Origin of the sequence: Mediterraneibacter torques (genome assembly GCF_044591705.1) — a bacterium.
GTDB lineage: Bacteria > Bacillota > Clostridia > Lachnospirales > Lachnospiraceae > Mediterraneibacter > Mediterraneibacter torques.
In genome coordinates, this window is sequence record NZ_CP172594.1 from 1,591,137 (window position 1) to 1,606,281 (window position 15,145).

Genomic DNA, 15,145 nt, shown 5'->3' on the forward strand with positions numbered 1-15,145 from the left:
ATTTTTCAAGCTTCTTAAGAGAACAAAAAAGAGCCTGATACCAGACCCTTTATGTTTTATCGGTGTTCCTATTTATTTCTGACAAATTCGCGGAAACTGCATACTGATCTTCGTTCCTCTTCCTTCTTCACTTTCCACACTGACCTTCGCCCCATGCAGAAGCGCTCCGTGCTTGACGATCGAAAGTCCGAGTCCCGTTCCTCCGCGCTCTTTTGAATGACTTTTATCGACTCGGTAAAACCGCTCAAATATGCGTTCCTGATGTTCTTTCGGAATTCCTATACCTGTATCTGACACACTGATTTTCGGTCCATTCAACGTATTTCCCGCCCAAACCGAAACTTTTCCGTTTTCATAGTTATATTTTACTGCATTTTCGCAGACATTATAAACCATTTCATCTAATATCTGCCGGATTCCATGATAATGAACAGATTCTCCCGAAAGTTCGATCCGAATATTTTTCTGTGCCGCCTGCGGCGAAAGACGACTGACAATCTCCCTCGTCAGTTCATACAGATCCACATCTTCTTTTTCCAATTCCACAGATTCTTCATCAAGCTTTGATAATTTAATAATATCTTCGATCAGGGTGATCAGTCTGCGCGCCTCTTTGTAGATGCGTTCCGAAAAACCGGAAATATCTTCCGGACGGACCAATCCGTTTTTCATGATTTCCGCATAGCCGGAAATCGACGTAAGCGGCGTTTTCAGTTCGTGAGATACATTTGCGGAAAACTCTTTCCTCATATTCGCAACCGCTTCTTTTTCTCTGTTCTGCCGGTCCATCGCCTCCAGCAAAGGACTTAATTCCTCATAAATATCACTGTCCAATGGACGTTCCAGATCAAGTTCATTGATCGGTTTGATCAATCGATTTGTCTGCCATCTTGCCAAAGCGAAAGCGAACAATATTGTCAGTACGGCAAGAATTCCCATCACCGGCATTAGACTGACTGCGGTACTTGCCAGATTATCAATCGACTTGGATACGCGCAGCACCGTTCCGTCGTTGAGAAGAAGAGCATAATAATACATATCCTTCCCTACCGTTTCTGACTTTCTTACGTCTGCCCCTTCTCCTTTAGAAAGAGCTTCTCTGACTTCTTTTCGGTTTCCGTGGTTTTTAAGGATGTCTGCATCTCTGCGTGAATCATAGAGAACCGTTCCGTCTGCTTTGATCTGCGTCACCCTTGTGCTTTCCACAACATTATCCATCTGTTTCATATAATCGCTGTCAGACAAATTGATCGCTTCACGAATATATGCCGCTTCCTGTTTTACTTCTGTCTGAAGCAGATTCATATTCCGATTATAAAGGATAACCGAAAGGATCACATAAGCAAGCACAAGAGTTACCGTCAAAATCACAGTCATGCTTTGCTGGATTTTTTTCTTTATACTCATGCGCTTCCTCCTATGCGATACCCGACTCCGCGTACTGTCTGAATGATTTCTCCCTTTTCACCCAGCTTTTGTCTAAGCGTCCTGATATGTACATCAACAGTTCTTGTTTCTCCGTCAAAATCATATCCCCATATTTCTGTAAGCAACTGATCTCTTGTCAAAACAATTCCTTCGTTTCTCATCAGCTTTTCAAGCAGTTCAAATTCTTTTAATGTAAGAGGTACTGTCCGTCCATCTACGGTCACTTCATGTTTCTTCACATCAATATGAACTCCTTGTATTTCCGGATTTTCCCTTTCCTGCGATCCTTTGCTTCTGCGAAGAACCGCCTTGATGCGGGAAACAAGCTCCATCATCCCAAACGGTTTTGTCACATAATCGTCCGCTCCCGAATCCAGACCGATCACTTTATCATATTCCGATCCTTTTGCAGTTACCATAATCACCGGAATACTTTTCGTCTTGGACGAACATTTTAATTTTTTTAATATCTCCAGACCGTCTTCTCCCGGAAGCATGATATCAAGCAAAATAAGCTCCGGCGTTTCAAACGCCAGAGCCTCCGTAAAGGCCGAACCATCCGCAAACCCTCTGGCTTTAAGCCCCGTTGTCTCCAATGTATATATGACCAGTTCTCTGATATTGTCGTCATCTTCCACGCAATATATCATTCTTCCAGTTCTCCTTTACTTGTTTTGTTCATTATTCCGCATGTATGATCGCATGATCCTTATGCACTCCCGTAATGGAAAATTCTACCCATTCGGCAATATTCGTCGCATGATCTCCGATACGTTCCAGATATTTTGTCACCATGATCAGATCAAAAATGCGTTTCCCGTTCTCGCCTTTTTCTTCTCTTATAAACTCGATCATCTCATCCCGCACTTCCTCGAAATACTGATCGATCTCATCGTCCGCCTTCATCACGCTGCGTGCAAGCTCTAAATCTTTCTCAACATATGCCGTGACGCTGGTGCGGACCATCTTGCTCACCTCAGATGCCATCGTACCGATTACATGGATCTCATCTGTAGCCGCAACTCCTTTTGACGACAAAATGATCTCTGCAATATCCGATGTCTGATCTCCGATACGTTCCATATCTGTGATCATTTTCAGAGCCGCAGAAATCCTGCGAAGATCCTTTGCCACGGGCTGCTGCTGAAGGAGAAGTTTCAGACAGAGACGTTCAATATCTTTTTCAATCTGATCAATCTCCTCATCCTCGGCAATGATCACTTTTGCCTGTTCAATGCTTCCGTCCTTCAATGCCTGCGTTGCTTTTGCAATCGCAGTCTCGCACAACTCGCCCATATGGGTAAGCTGCTCGTCCAATAAATGAAGCTGTCTGTCAAATCTGTTACGCATAGCTTAACCAAACCTCCCTGTGATATAGTCTTCCGTTCTTTTATCTGACGGTATTGAAAACAGTTTTTCTGTATTGTTGCATTCCACACTTCTCCGAGAAGGAAAAACGCCGTATTGGCAGACATGCGCACTGCCTGCTGCATATTATATGTAACTATGGCAATAGTATAATCTTTTTTCAGCTCCATCGCAAGCTCTTCAGTCTTTGATATGAAGACCGAAAAGAGAGCCGATGTCCGCTCGTCCTACGTTTTAGGCAAAATTTCCTCATCTCATTGTAAATACCGGATGTACGGCATATCATCTTTTCTTCATTTTCACAACATTACATTTTACCGCTGTGATATCATTGTATAAAAAACATGTAAAATCGACTAGCGCTTCATTGTTAAATCAAAGTAAAATTTATAAGATTAAAACCGCGCTCCCTTACAGGCAGGTTCATGACGGCCCGAAATCAAAGCAGTTTCTGAAGAAGCAGTTCCAGCCTTCCAGCCGCCTCTTTCGTATCTTCCGGCGACCCGAAAGTAGAGAAACGGAAATATCCCTCGCCGCACGCTCCAAACCCTTCTCCGGGCGTTCCCACTACCTGGATTTCATTAAGCAGGTAATCAAAAAACTCCCAGCTTCCCATTCCATTCGGGCATTTCATCCAAATATAAGGAGCGTTTTTCCCTCCGCAGTACCAGATGCCGAGCCGATCCAGTACTTCCGTCAGACATCTTCCATTCTTTTTATAGATTTGAATCCCCTCCCGAATCTGCCGCTGTCCTTCTTCCGTAAATACAGCCGAAGCTCCTTTTTGGATAAGATAAGATACACCGTTTGTTTTCGTCGTCCGGTTTCTTACCCACATCTGGTTCAGACTCATTCCGCCGCGAAACAGTTCTTTTGGAATGACTGTATATCCGCAGCGTGTTCCTGTAAAGCCCGCGGTCTTAGACAAAGAGCAAATTTCAATGGCACAGGTTCTCGCTTCCGGGATTTCAAAAATACTGTGGGGGATGTCATCTTCTTCAATAAATGCCTCATATGCGGCATCAAACAGGATGATGGCATTCATTTTGTTGGCATAATCCACCCATGCCTGTAATGCCTCCCGGTCAAATACAGCGCCGGTTGGATTATTCGGAGAGCAGATGTAGATCACGTCTGCCGCAATGTCCGGATCCGGCACAGGAACAAATCCGTTCTCTTCTCCCGCCGGAATATGGATAATCGTGTTTCCGGCAATCACGTTCGCATCCACATAAGCAGGATAAGCCGGTTCCATGATCAGCACTGTCTTTTCTTTTCCGAACAAATCCAAAATATCTCCCAGCTCATCACTTGCCCCGCTGGAGACAAAGACTTCCTCATGGCTTAATTTTACTCCTCTTTTTTGATAGTATGCCGCAATGGTTGTCCGAAGTTCCGTATCTCCGCATTCCGGCATATATCCATGAAAGGTTGTTTTATGAGCCTGATCTTCTACTGCCTCATGAAGTTTTTGGATAACGGCATCGCAAAGCGGCAGAGAAACGTCGCCAATTCCCATTCTATAGAGATGCGCTCCCGGATGTGCTTCCAGATAAGCTTTTGTTTTCTGGGCGATATTATAAAACAAATAAGATTCTTTTAAATTTTGATAATTCATATTTGGTATCATTCTGCAGTTCTCCTTTTTTTGTTTTTATGCGTAAAGAGGCGAAACACCTATGGTAATTTCTTCCAGCACGTCCAGAAGTACCTTTACGGTATCCAAAGAGGTAAACATCGTTACGTTGTTTTCGATGGCTGTCCTTCTGATCGCCAGTCCGTCTTCATAATGAACGCCGGATAAAATGGCTCTTGTGTTAATGACATAGCTTACATAGCCGGATCTTATCGCTTCCAGAATTTCGGTGCTGTTTTCACTAAGCTTTCTGCGGATACGAGTGCGAATCCCATGCGCTTTCAGAAACTCTCCGGTTCCGACTGTTGCCTCTATATTGAATCCCATTTCATAAAACCGTCGAATAAGAGGCAGCGCCTCTTCTTTATCTTCATCAGCCAGAGTTACCATGACCGTTCCGTAGTTCTGCATTTTCACACCGGAAGCGATTAAGGCTTTATACATGGCTCGAGGAAATTTTCGATCGTATCCTATGGCTTCTCCTGTTGATTTCATCTCAGGGGACAGATACGCATCCATTCCATTTAACTTAGCAAAAGAAAACGCGGGCGCTTTTACATACCAGAAACTCTTTTCTTCCGGATAACATGTGTCGATGCCCTGCTCTTTCAGGCTGATGCCAAGAATCACTCTTGTCGCAATATCCGCCAGAGAATAACCTGTGGCTTTTGATAAAAACGGAACGGTTCTGGATGAGCGTGGATTTACTTCTATAATATACACGTTTTCCTCCTGATCCACAATAAACTGAATATTAAACAATCCTCTGATTCCGATTCCAAGACCTAATCTTCTTGTATAATCCAGAATCACTTCTTTTACATGGTCTGAAATGCTGTAACTCGGATACACACTGATGGAATCGCCGGAATGTACGCCGGTTCTCTCCACCAGTTCCATGATGCCGGGCACAAATACATCCTGACCGTCGCAGATTCCGTCGATCTCCACTTCTTTTCCTCTGATATAATGATCCACTAATACCGGTTTTTCTTCATTGATCTCCACCGCCGTTTTCAGATATTGCCGCAGTTGTTCTTCTTTTGCCACGATCTGCATGGCTCTTCCGCCTAATACAAAGCTCGGACGTACCAGCACAGGATAGCCTATTGCAGCTGCCGCCTTTACACCATCTTCAATATTCGTTACAGCCTGACCTTTGGGCTGCGGAATAGAAAGCGCGGCCAAAAGCTTCTCAAAGGACTCCCTGTTCTCTGCCTTTTCGATCGCCTCGCAGTCTGTTCCGATGATCGTTACGCCTCTGGATTCCAGAGGCTCTGCCAGATTCACGGCAGTCTGCCCTCCCAGCGAGGCGATTACGCCATCCGGCCGCTCCAGTTCAATTACGTTCATCACGTCTTCGACACAGAGAGGTTCAAAATACAGCTTATCGGAAGTCGTATAATCCGTAGAAACTGTTTCCGGATTATTGTTGATCACAATGGCCTCATATCCGGCATTGCGTATTGTTTTTACGGCATGAACTGTCGAATAATCAAACTCTACGCCCTGACCGATTCGGATAGGACCTGATCCAAGCACCAGAATTTTTTTTCTGTCCTCTGCTATCGATTCGTTTTCTTCTTCGTAAGTAGAATAAAAATAAGGGACATAACTGTCAAATTCAGAAGCGCAGGTGTCGATCATTTTATAAACCGGGAACAGATGCATTTCTTTTCTAATGCGAAAGACAGTATCTTCGTCTGTATTCCAGAGCCATGCCACAGCGCGATCGGAAAATCCTCCTCTTTTTGCCTCATGCAGGACGTCCCTGTTCCATGGATTTGCTTTTAACATATTTTCCATTTCTATGATTTTCTTCATTTTTTCCAGGAAAAAGCCGTCAATCTTTGTTTCAAAAGCAATTTGCTGAACATTGCAGCCAAGTCTTAATAATTGTGCAACGGCAAAGATCCTGTCGTCCGTTCCTGCTTTTATATAGGAAAGAAGCTCTTCCCTTGTCTTTTCATCGAATTTCTCCATATATAGATGAAATACTCCCGTTTCCAGGGAACGGATCGCCTTTAACAGACTTTCTTCAAATGTTCGTCCAATGCTCATCACCTCTCCGGTCGCTTTCATCTGCGTGCCTAACTTTTGATTGGCATCTGCAAACTTATCAAACGGAAAACGAGGCATTTTCGTTACTACATAATCTAAGGCAGGCTCAAAGGAAGCAGGGGTGTTTACAAGGGGGATCTCGTCCAGAGTCATACCTACGCTGATTTTTGCAGACACTCTGGCAATGGGATATCCGCTTGCTTTTGACGCCAGTGCAGAAGAACGGGAAACACGTGGGTTCACTTCGATAACGTAGTACCGGAAAGAATGAGGATCCAGTGCGAACTGTACATTGCATCCCCCTTCCACCCTAAGAGCCCGGATCAGCCTTAGCGCACTGTCTCGCAGCATCTGGTATTCCTTATTCGTCAAGGTTTGGGATGGGCAGACTACGATCGAATCTCCTGTATGGATTCCTACCGGATCCAGATTTTCCATGTTGCACACCGTAATTGCCGTATCATTAGAATCACGAATGACTTCATATTCAATTTCTTTAAAACCTTTAATGCTTTTTTCAACCAATACCTGATGAACCGGCGACAAGGCAAGCGCATTATGAATAAGCCCCAGAAATTCCTGTTCATCGTCTGCAAACCCTCCCCCGGTTCCGCCCAGAGTAAAAGCCGGACGCAGAACTACCGGATAACCGATGGTCTTTGCCGCCTGAAGGGCTTCTTCTGCTGTATTGGCGACAAGGGACGGCAGTACCGGTTCTCCTAATTTTTCGCACAATTCTTTAAACAGTTCTCTGTCTTCTGCCTGCCGGATGCTTTCACTTCCAGTTCCAAGCAGTTCTGTCTGACATTCTTTCAAAACTCCTTTTTTCTCGAGCTGCATTGCAAGATTCAGTCCTGTCTGCCCTCCGATTCCGGGTACTATGGCGTCCGGACGCTCATGGCGGACGATTTTTGCCATATATTCCAATGTAAGAGGCTCCATATAAACTTTATCTGCAATGGCAGGGTCTGTCATTATAGTCGCCGGATTGGAATTGCACAGGATTACTTCATACCCCTCTTCTTTCAGCGCAAGACATGCCTGTGTTCCCGCATAATCAAATTCCGCTGCCTGTCCGATTACAATAGGACCAGAACCAATAACCAGTATTTTCTTTATATCAGTTCGCTTTGCCATGTTTGTTTTCCTCCATCATCTGTATAAATTGATCAAACAAATACCCGCTGTCCTGAGGTCCGGGAGCGCTTTCCGGATGATACTGGACGCTGAAAACATGATCTTTTCTGCAGGCAATTCCTTCTACTGTATGATCCAGCAGATTGATATGGGTCATCTCCAGATCGGTATTTTTCAGACTGGCATAATCTACAGCATAAGAATGATTCTGGGACGTGATTTCTATTTTCCCGGTTTTTAAGTTTTTTACCGGATGGTTTCCTCCCCGGTGTCCGAATTTCAACTTATAAGTCCCCGCGCCATAGGCAAGCCCGATCATCTGATGTCCAAGGCATATTCCAAATAATGGAAAGTTTCCTCTTATTTTCCGTACCAGTTCCAGAACCGGCTTTACATCCTTCGGATTGCCCGGTCCATTAGACAAAAAGACGCCGTCCGGGTTTTGTTTTTGAATTTCTTCATAAGAAGTGTTCCATGGATATACCATGACGCTGCAGCCTCTTGCATTTAAACTTCGTATAATATTTTCTTTTATTCCGCAATCAATGGCCGCCACAAGATAATTTTCCTGTTTGGCGGCACAGTATCTTATTTCTTTAGAACTGACCTTTTCTACGGCATCTTTCGGAATCTCAAATCCTGCCAGTTTTTTCAATCCTTCTTCCGGCGATGTCTGCGCATCTGTAAGCAGCGCCTTACAACTTCCGAAATCCCGGATCTTTCTTACCAGTTTTCTCGTATCAATGCCGTAAATACCGGGAATATGATACTGTTTCATCACCTCGTCCAGCGTGGCGGCGCTGCGGAAATTGGAAGGAATATCATTATAATCTCTCACGGCAAGCCCGCCGATGGAAGGTTGTTTTGTCTCAAAGTCTTCTTTTGCAATCCCGTAATTTCCGATCAACGGATATGCCATAACAACGGTCTGATATGTGTAGGATGGATCAGAAAGGATCTCCTGATACCCAACCGGCGCCGTATTAAATACTATTTCCGTTATTTTCTCTTCCTGACTGCCAAACCCATAGCCATAAAATTGACTTCCGTCTTCCAGAAGAAGCTTCTTATTCCATTTTTCCATTTGTTTCACCTCTCGGATAATTTTTGTTCAAATCGGTCCTTTCGGACATCTGTGGGAATTTCAGTCGCGTATTTCCCGCTAAAACAAGCGTCACAATATGAATGCGTTCCTGTCAGTTCATGAAGGCATTCCAACGGAAGATAGCCAAGTGAATCCGCCCCGATGAGCGTGGCGACCTCTTTTTCTCCATGGTGGGATGCAATAAGATTTTCTTCCGAATCGATGTCTGTACCATAATAACACGGATGCAGAAACGGAGGTGCAGAGATTCTTAGATGGATCTCTTTTGCGCCTGCCTCTCTTAAAAGACTTACAAGCTGTCTGCTTGTAGTTCCTCTTACAATGGAATCATCAATTAAAACTACTCGTTTTCCCTGAATAACCGATGGGATCGGACTCAACTTCATCCGCACCAGATCGATCCGTTCTTTTTGACCGGGAGATATAAAAGTTCTTCCAATGTATTTGTTCTTGACAAGTCCGATTCCATAAGGAATTCCTGAAACTTCAGAAAATCCAAGCGCCGCGTCCAGACCGCTGTCCGGAACGCCGATTACAATATCCGCCTTGACCGGTTTTGTCTGTGCTAATAGTTTCCCAGCCTGAATTCTTGCTGCTGATACAGAGATCTTATCAATGACAGAGTCCGGTCTTGCAAAATAAATATATTCAAATATACAGGTCTTCTGTTTCTGCGTGCCGCAGTGTTCCCGGCGCGACTCGACGCCTTCTTCGCTAAATACCAGGATCTCTCCCGGAAGAAGATCCCTGATCAGTTCCGCGCCTACAGATGTCAGGGCGCAGCTTTCCGAGGCAATCACATAGGAGCCGTCCGGCATTTTCCCGTAACAAAGGGGACGGAATCCATACGGATCTCTCACTGCGATCATTTTAGCAGAAGACATTAATATAAGAGAATATGCTCCTTCCAAAGAAGTCATGGCGCGGCTTACCGCCTCCTCGATACTAGGCGCAGTAAGCCTTTCTCTTGTAATCATATACGCAATCGTTTCTGTATCGCTGGTTGTATGGAAAATTGCTCCTGATAATTCCAATTTATCACGAAGCTCTAACGCATTGCTTAAATTTCCATTATGTGCCAGCGCCATTTTCCCTTTCTGATGGTTCACCTCTATAGGCTGACAATTCTTTCGATTATTTCTTCCTGTCGTTCCGTACCGCACATGTCCCACGGCCATATTTCCTTCCGAAAGATGTGCCAGAGTATCCTCAGAAAATACTTCGCTTACAAGCCCCAAATCCTTATACGACGAAAAGACGCCATCGTCATTTACAACAATGCCGCAGCTTTCCTGCCCTCTATGCTGAAGTGCATAGAGTCCATAATAAACCAGTTTCCCAAGACGTTCTCTTTTTCTGCTTAAAATTCCGAACACGCCGCATTCTTCATGAATCGCCATATCTGTTCACTCCTCTTGTTTCGTATTTTCATGGAAAGCCGCTGAAATAAATCCTTGAAACAGCGGATGCGGCCGGTTGGGGCGGCTTGTAAATTCCGGATGAAACTGCACTCCGATATAAAACGGATGATCCGCAAGCTCGATGGTTTCTGCCAAACGGCCATCAGGGGAAGTTCCGCTGATCACCAGACCTGCATCGGTAAGCAGTTCGCGGTACTGATTATTTAATTCGTAGCGGTGACGATGGCGCTCTTGAATGACCGAGCGCTGATAGCAATGCTCCATTTGTGTTCCCGGCTGAATCACACAAGGGTAATTTCCAAGTCGGAGTGTGCCTCCCTTATCAATATCATCACTTTGTCCCGGCATAAAATCAATAACCTTGTCCCTGCACTGCTCATCAAATTCCCCGGAATGTGCTTCCGGAAGTCCAGCCTCATTCCTGGCATATTCAATGACGGCAATCTGCATGCCAAGACAGATCCCGAAATAAGGAATCCGATTCTTTCTGGCATATTCAGCTGCAGTGATCATTCCTTCAATTCCTCTGTTTCCAAAACCGCCGGGAACGATGATCCCGTGTATTCCCCGGAAAATCTGAGCTACGTTTTCTTTCGTAATATTCTCTGAATCGATCCAATGAATACGGATATAAGCATTCTGCGCATAGCCTGCATGATTTAAAGCTTCCACTACGGACAGATAGGCGTCATGAAGCTTTACATATTTCCCGACCAGTCCGATATGTACTTCCCGGGTACGATTTTTTATCTGTTCCACCATTTTTTTCCAGTCTTCAAGCCGGGCTTCCTTTGCCTCTAAATGAAGCTCTCTGCAAACTACAGAAGAAAAGCCGGACTGCTCCAGCATAAGGGGCGCTTCATATAAATTTGACAGCGTGCGGTTTTCGATCACGCAGTCCGGCTTCACATTGCAGAAAAGAGAAATCTTCTGAAAAATAGATTCCTCCAAAGGTTTATCGCACCGAAGTACAATGAGATTCGGGTGGATTCCCATTCCCTGCAGTTCCCGTACAGAGTGCTGCGTAGGCTTTGATTTGTGTTCGTCCGAGCCGCTTAAATAAGGGACGAGTGTCACATGAATAAACAGGCTGTTTTCCCGTCCCACTTCCAGAGAAATCTGGCGGACTGCTTCTAAAAAAGGCTGGGATTCAATATCTCCTATTGTTCCTCCGATTTCCGTAATTACCACGTCTGCATCCGTCTGTTTCCCTACGCGATAGACAAATTCTTTGATTTCATTGGTGATATGCGGGATCACCTGAACAGTAGAGCCCAGATATTCTCCCCTTCTTTCCTTATTCAACACATTCCAATAGACTTTTCCTGTCGTCAGATTGGAATATTTATTCAGGTTTTCATCAATAAATCTCTCATAATGTCCCAGATCCAGATCTGTCTCCGCGCCGTCTTCCGTGACAAACACCTCTCCATGCTGATACGGGCTCATAGTTCCCGGATCTACATTAATATAAGGATCTAACTTCTGAGCGGCCACCTTATAACCTCTGGCTTTTAAAAGCCGCCCAAGGGAGGCTGCCGTAATTCCTTTTCCAAGCCCGGATACCACGCCTCCGGTCACAAAAATATACTTTGTCATAAATTGTCATTCCTCTTTCTATTATTTTCCGCTTTCTCCATAGTTTGAAAGCACTCTGGCTGAAGGGTCATTGACGTCACACCCCTCCCACTCTTTGTTCGGCATCCAGAATCCGGCGATCATTTCCGCCTGCCCCGGATAATATTTTTCAAAGATTTCCCTGTACAACAAAGATTCTTTCGTAAACGGACGTGCATAGGTATACTTTTCTGATAATGTTTCCATCTCCTGATCTGTGTAAACGGATTCTGCGTATTCTTTCAGATAATCCACCATGGAATGACCTACTGCGTCTGAAAACGCTGCTTTTTCTCTCCACAGGATTTCTTGCGGAAGGTACGAATCCTCCTGAAATGCATGACGGAGAAGATATTTCCCTTTTCCGTAATGATTCATTTTCAGTTCCGGATCGACTGCCATAACGTAAGTCACAAAATCCAGATCTCCGAACGGAACTCTTGCCTCAAGAGAATTGGAAGAGATACAGCGGTCTGCCCTTAGTACATCATACATATGAAGTTCACGGATTCTTTTCACGGATTCTTCTTGGAACGCCTCCGGACCGGGGGCGAAATCAGTATATTTATATCCAAATAATTCATCCGATATTTCACCGGTGAGAAGTACGCGGATATCTGTCTGCTCATGAATTGCCCTACATACCAGATACATACCCACAGATGCACGTATCGTAGTAATATCGTAAGTCCCCAGAACATGAATCACCTCTTCCAGCGTATCGATCACTTCCTCCGGCGTCATATATATTTCCGTATGTTCGCTTCCGATGTACTCTGCTGTCTGCTTCGCATACTTTAAATCAATGGCGTCTTCACGCATCCCGATGGCAAACGTACGGATAGGTTTCCGGCTCTCTTTAGCGGCGATCGCACAGACGAGCGAGGAATCCAGCCCGCCCGAAAGCAGAAAACCTACCTTCGCATCCGCTACAAGCCGTTTCTTTACTCCTTCGATCAGCAGGTCGTAGATATTCCGGCATACGGTTTCTAAATCATCCCGGCATATGTGTTCTGATTTTGTTATATCGCAATAGCAGGTAAAACTGCCGTTTTTATAATAATATCCCGGAGGAAAAGGCATGATTTTGTCAGTAAGCCCTACCAGGTTTTTCGCTTCACTTGCAAACAGGATCACACCTTTTTCATCATATCCGTAATAGAGAGGACGGATTCCAATGGGATCTCTTGCCGCAATATATTCACCTGTATCGCCGTCATAGAGAATACATGCGAATTCTGCATCCAGCATAGCAAACATATCTGTGCCATATTCTTTATACAAGGGCAGAAGGATCTCACAGTCTGAATCGCTTGCAAAGCTATATCGGTCAGACAATTCTTCTTTGATCTTTTCAAATCCATAAATTTCTCCGTTGCAGACCACGTAACTTCCATCCAATTGGAAAGGCTGCATTCCGGACGGTGTTAATCCCATAATGGCCAGTCTGTGAAATCCAAGAAGACCATTTCCCGTATCAACGATCCGGCTGTCATCCGGACCTCTGGAAATGGTTCTTTGGAAACCTTCTTTAAATTTATCTAAATCGACTACCGGTCCGCAATATCCCATAATCGAACACATACATTTTACCTCCATTTTTCGGGAACTGTTCCATGCGCGCTGTAAACAGTTCCCTTATTTTAAATTTATTCTACATCCTGCAGAGCATCAAAGCCCTCTTCACCGGTTCTGATTTTTACAACATTTTCCACATCATAAACGAAAATCTTACCGTCTCCGATATGTCCTGTATAAAGCACTTTCTTAGCCGTTTCGATAACACTGCGGACAGGAACTTTGCTCACCACGATTTCTACCTGGATTTTCGGAAGCAGGTTTGCCTCAATCTGTACGCCGCGGTAATACTCCGGTTTTCCTTTCTGTACGCCGCATCCAAGAACGTGCGATACGGTCATGCCTGTAATTCCCAGATTCATCATTGCCGCTTTTAATGCCTCAAGCTTTGATTCCTTGCAGACAATTTCCACCTTCGTGAATTTCGGCGTTCCTTCTTCAAATGCAGGAACCGTCTTCACCGGTACAGCTTCAGCTTCCGGCACATCTCCCATGGCAAAGACCGTATTGGTGTCCACATCCTCCGCAATGGTGTCCGGCAGCATAGAAAATCCGGCATATGCGGTAAACAGTCCATGTTCCGAAACATCCAATCCGGCAAGCTCTTCTTCCGGTTTTACACGCAGCCCGATGGTATGTTTAATTGCTAAAAATACAATGGTGATAACCACCGCAACATACGCTGCTACAGCAAGCACGCCTAATACCTGGATTCCCAGAAAGTGCGCGCCGCCTCCATAGAAAAGTCCTGCCTCTGTAGTCTCCCCTGTGGCAAACAGACCGGTCAGAACCGTTCCTGCAGCGCCGCAGACACAGTGTACGGAAACAGCGCCTACAGGGTCGTCTATTTTTGCAATTTTATCAAAAAATTCTATCGCCAGTACAATCAGGATTCCACAGACAACTCCAATGACCGCCGCGCCGACCGCATCTACCGCATCGCAGCCCGCTGTAATGCCTACCAGACCTGCCAATGCTGCATTGTAAGTCATAGAGACATCCGGTTTCTTGTAACGTATCCAGGTGAAAATCAAAGCCGCGCAGCAGGCGACAGCAGCTGCCAGGTTAGTATTAAAGAATACCCTTCCCGCTGTTTCTATCAGGGCATCACTGTCCATACCTACCGTAGAAGCTCCGTTAAATCCAAACCAGCAGAACCAGAGGATAAAGACGCCAAGCGCTGCAAATGTAAGGTTATGCCCTAAAATCGCCTGCGGTTTTCCGTTTTTATCGTATTTTCCAATACGCGGACCTAAGATTTTCGCACCGATCATAGCGCAGATGCCTCCTACCATATGTACGGCTGTAGATCCTGCAAAATCATGGAATCCCATCTGGGAAAGCCATCCTCCTCCCCAGATCCAGTGGCCAGAAACCGGATAGATCAGAAGTGAGATCGCTGCAGAATAAATACAGTAAGCGCTGAATTTTGTTCTCTCTGCCATTGCTCCTGACACAATCGTGGCGGATGTCGCACAAAAGACAGTCTGGAAGATCGCAAACGCCCACAGAGGAACGCCTGAAGGAAGCGCCTGGCTGTACTCGCCCCGGATCAGCGGGTCAAAGCTGCCAATGATTCCGGAACCTTTTCCAAACATCAGTCTGAATCCTACCAGCCAGAATGCCGGTGTTCCAATGCAGAAATCCATCAGGTTTTTCATCAGAATATTTCCGGTGTTTTTCGCTCTTATAAATCCCGCTTCACACAAGGAAAAACCTGCCTGCATAAAGAAGACCAGAGCTGTGCCAAATAATACCCAGATTGTATTTACAGAACTGTACATGATAACCCCT

Annotated in this window: 10 protein-coding genes and 1 pseudogene; all 11 read right to left on the reverse strand. The window is 45.1% G+C overall.

Annotated features, from left to right (window positions below):
• Nucleotides 1–72: 72 nt before the first annotated feature.
• Nucleotides 73–1,407 (reverse strand): ATP-binding protein, encoded by a 1,335-nt coding sequence (locus tag ACH9UM_RS07440; protein ID WP_004845352.1) that lies wholly within the window; start codon nt 1,405–1,407, stop codon nt 73–75.
• Nucleotides 1,404–2,078: a winged helix-turn-helix domain-containing protein gene (locus ACH9UM_RS07445; protein WP_004845351.1), complete on the reverse strand. Its 675-nt coding sequence runs from the start codon at nt 2,076–2,078 to the stop codon at nt 1,404–1,406. The genes ACH9UM_RS07440 and ACH9UM_RS07445 overlap by 4 nt, the downstream gene beginning before the upstream one ends.
• Before the next feature lie 31 nt (nt 2,079–2,109).
• Nucleotides 2,110–2,778 (reverse strand): phosphate signaling complex protein PhoU, encoded by a 669-nt coding sequence (gene phoU, locus ACH9UM_RS07450; RefSeq protein ID WP_004845350.1) that lies wholly within the window; start codon nt 2,776–2,778, stop codon nt 2,110–2,112.
• A 3-nt stretch (nt 2,779–2,781) separates the two neighbouring features.
• Nucleotides 2,782–3,023, reverse strand: a pseudogene (gene pstB, locus ACH9UM_RS07455) (phosphate ABC transporter ATP-binding protein); the annotation flags it as partial.
• A 212-nt stretch (nt 3,024–3,235) separates the two neighbouring features.
• On the reverse strand, nt 3,236–4,426 hold the full coding sequence (locus tag ACH9UM_RS07460) for an LL-diaminopimelate aminotransferase (protein WP_004845349.1): 1,191 nt from the start codon (nt 4,424–4,426) through the stop codon (nt 3,236–3,238).
• Nucleotides 4,427–4,450: 24 nt separating this feature from the next.
• Nucleotides 4,451–7,630 carry a carbamoyl-phosphate synthase large subunit gene (gene carB, locus ACH9UM_RS07465; RefSeq protein WP_004845348.1) on the reverse strand — a complete coding sequence of 1,060 codons (3,180 nt, stop codon included), beginning with the start codon at nt 7,628–7,630 and terminating at the stop codon, nt 4,451–4,453.
• Nucleotides 7,614–8,714 (reverse strand): glutamine-hydrolyzing carbamoyl-phosphate synthase small subunit, encoded by a 1,101-nt coding sequence (carA, locus tag ACH9UM_RS07470; RefSeq protein WP_004845347.1) that lies wholly within the window; start codon nt 8,712–8,714, stop codon nt 7,614–7,616. The genes carB and carA overlap by 17 nt, the downstream gene beginning before the upstream one ends.
• A gap of 5 nt (nt 8,715–8,719) precedes the next feature.
• Nucleotides 8,720–10,135 (reverse strand): amidophosphoribosyltransferase, encoded by a 1,416-nt coding sequence (gene purF, locus ACH9UM_RS07475; RefSeq protein ID WP_004845346.1) that lies wholly within the window; start codon nt 10,133–10,135, stop codon nt 8,720–8,722.
• A 6-nt stretch (nt 10,136–10,141) separates the two neighbouring features.
• Nucleotides 10,142–11,755 (reverse strand): CTP synthase, encoded by a 1,614-nt coding sequence (locus ACH9UM_RS07480; RefSeq protein ID WP_004845345.1) that lies wholly within the window; start codon nt 11,753–11,755, stop codon nt 10,142–10,144.
• Nucleotides 11,756–11,776: 21 nt separating this feature from the next.
• Nucleotides 11,777–13,357, reverse strand: coding sequence for an asparagine synthase B (gene asnB / locus ACH9UM_RS07485; protein WP_009243169.1), 1,581 nt, complete (start codon nt 13,355–13,357; stop codon nt 11,777–11,779).
• Between the two features lie 65 nt (nt 13,358–13,422).
• On the reverse strand, nt 13,423–15,135 hold the full coding sequence (locus ACH9UM_RS07490) for an ammonium transporter (protein ID WP_009243170.1): 1,713 nt from the start codon (nt 15,133–15,135) through the stop codon (nt 13,423–13,425).
• Nucleotides 15,136–15,145 lie beyond the last annotated feature (10 nt).

Coding starts and splice junctions, on each gene's coding strand:
- ACH9UM_RS07440 (WP_004845352.1), bottom strand. CDS start 1,407: ATGAGTATAAAGAAAAAAATCCAGCAAAGCATGACTGTGATTTTGACG.
- ACH9UM_RS07445 (WP_004845351.1), bottom strand. CDS start 2,078: ATGATATATTGCGTGGAAGATGACGACAATATCAGAGAACTGGTCATA.
- phoU (WP_004845350.1), bottom strand. CDS start 2,778: ATGCGTAACAGATTTGACAGACAGCTTCATTTATTGGACGAGCAGCTT.
- ACH9UM_RS07460 (WP_004845349.1), bottom strand. CDS start 4,426: ATGATACCAAATATGAATTATCAAAATTTAAAAGAATCTTATTTGTTT.
- carB (WP_004845348.1), bottom strand. CDS start 7,630: ATGGCAAAGCGAACTGATATAAAGAAAATACTGGTTATTGGTTCTGGT.
- carA (WP_004845347.1), bottom strand. CDS start 8,714: ATGGAAAAATGGAATAAGAAGCTTCTTCTGGAAGACGGAAGTCAATTT.
- purF (WP_004845346.1), bottom strand. CDS start 10,135: ATGGCGATTCATGAAGAATGCGGCGTGTTCGGAATTTTAAGCAGAAAA.
- ACH9UM_RS07480 (WP_004845345.1), bottom strand. CDS start 11,755: ATGACAAAGTATATTTTTGTGACCGGAGGCGTGGTATCCGGGCTTGGA.
- asnB (WP_009243169.1), bottom strand. CDS start 13,357: ATGTGTTCGATTATGGGATATTGCGGACCGGTAGTCGATTTAGATAAA.
- ACH9UM_RS07490 (WP_009243170.1), bottom strand. CDS start 15,135: ATGTACAGTTCTGTAAATACAATCTGGGTATTATTTGGCACAGCTCTG.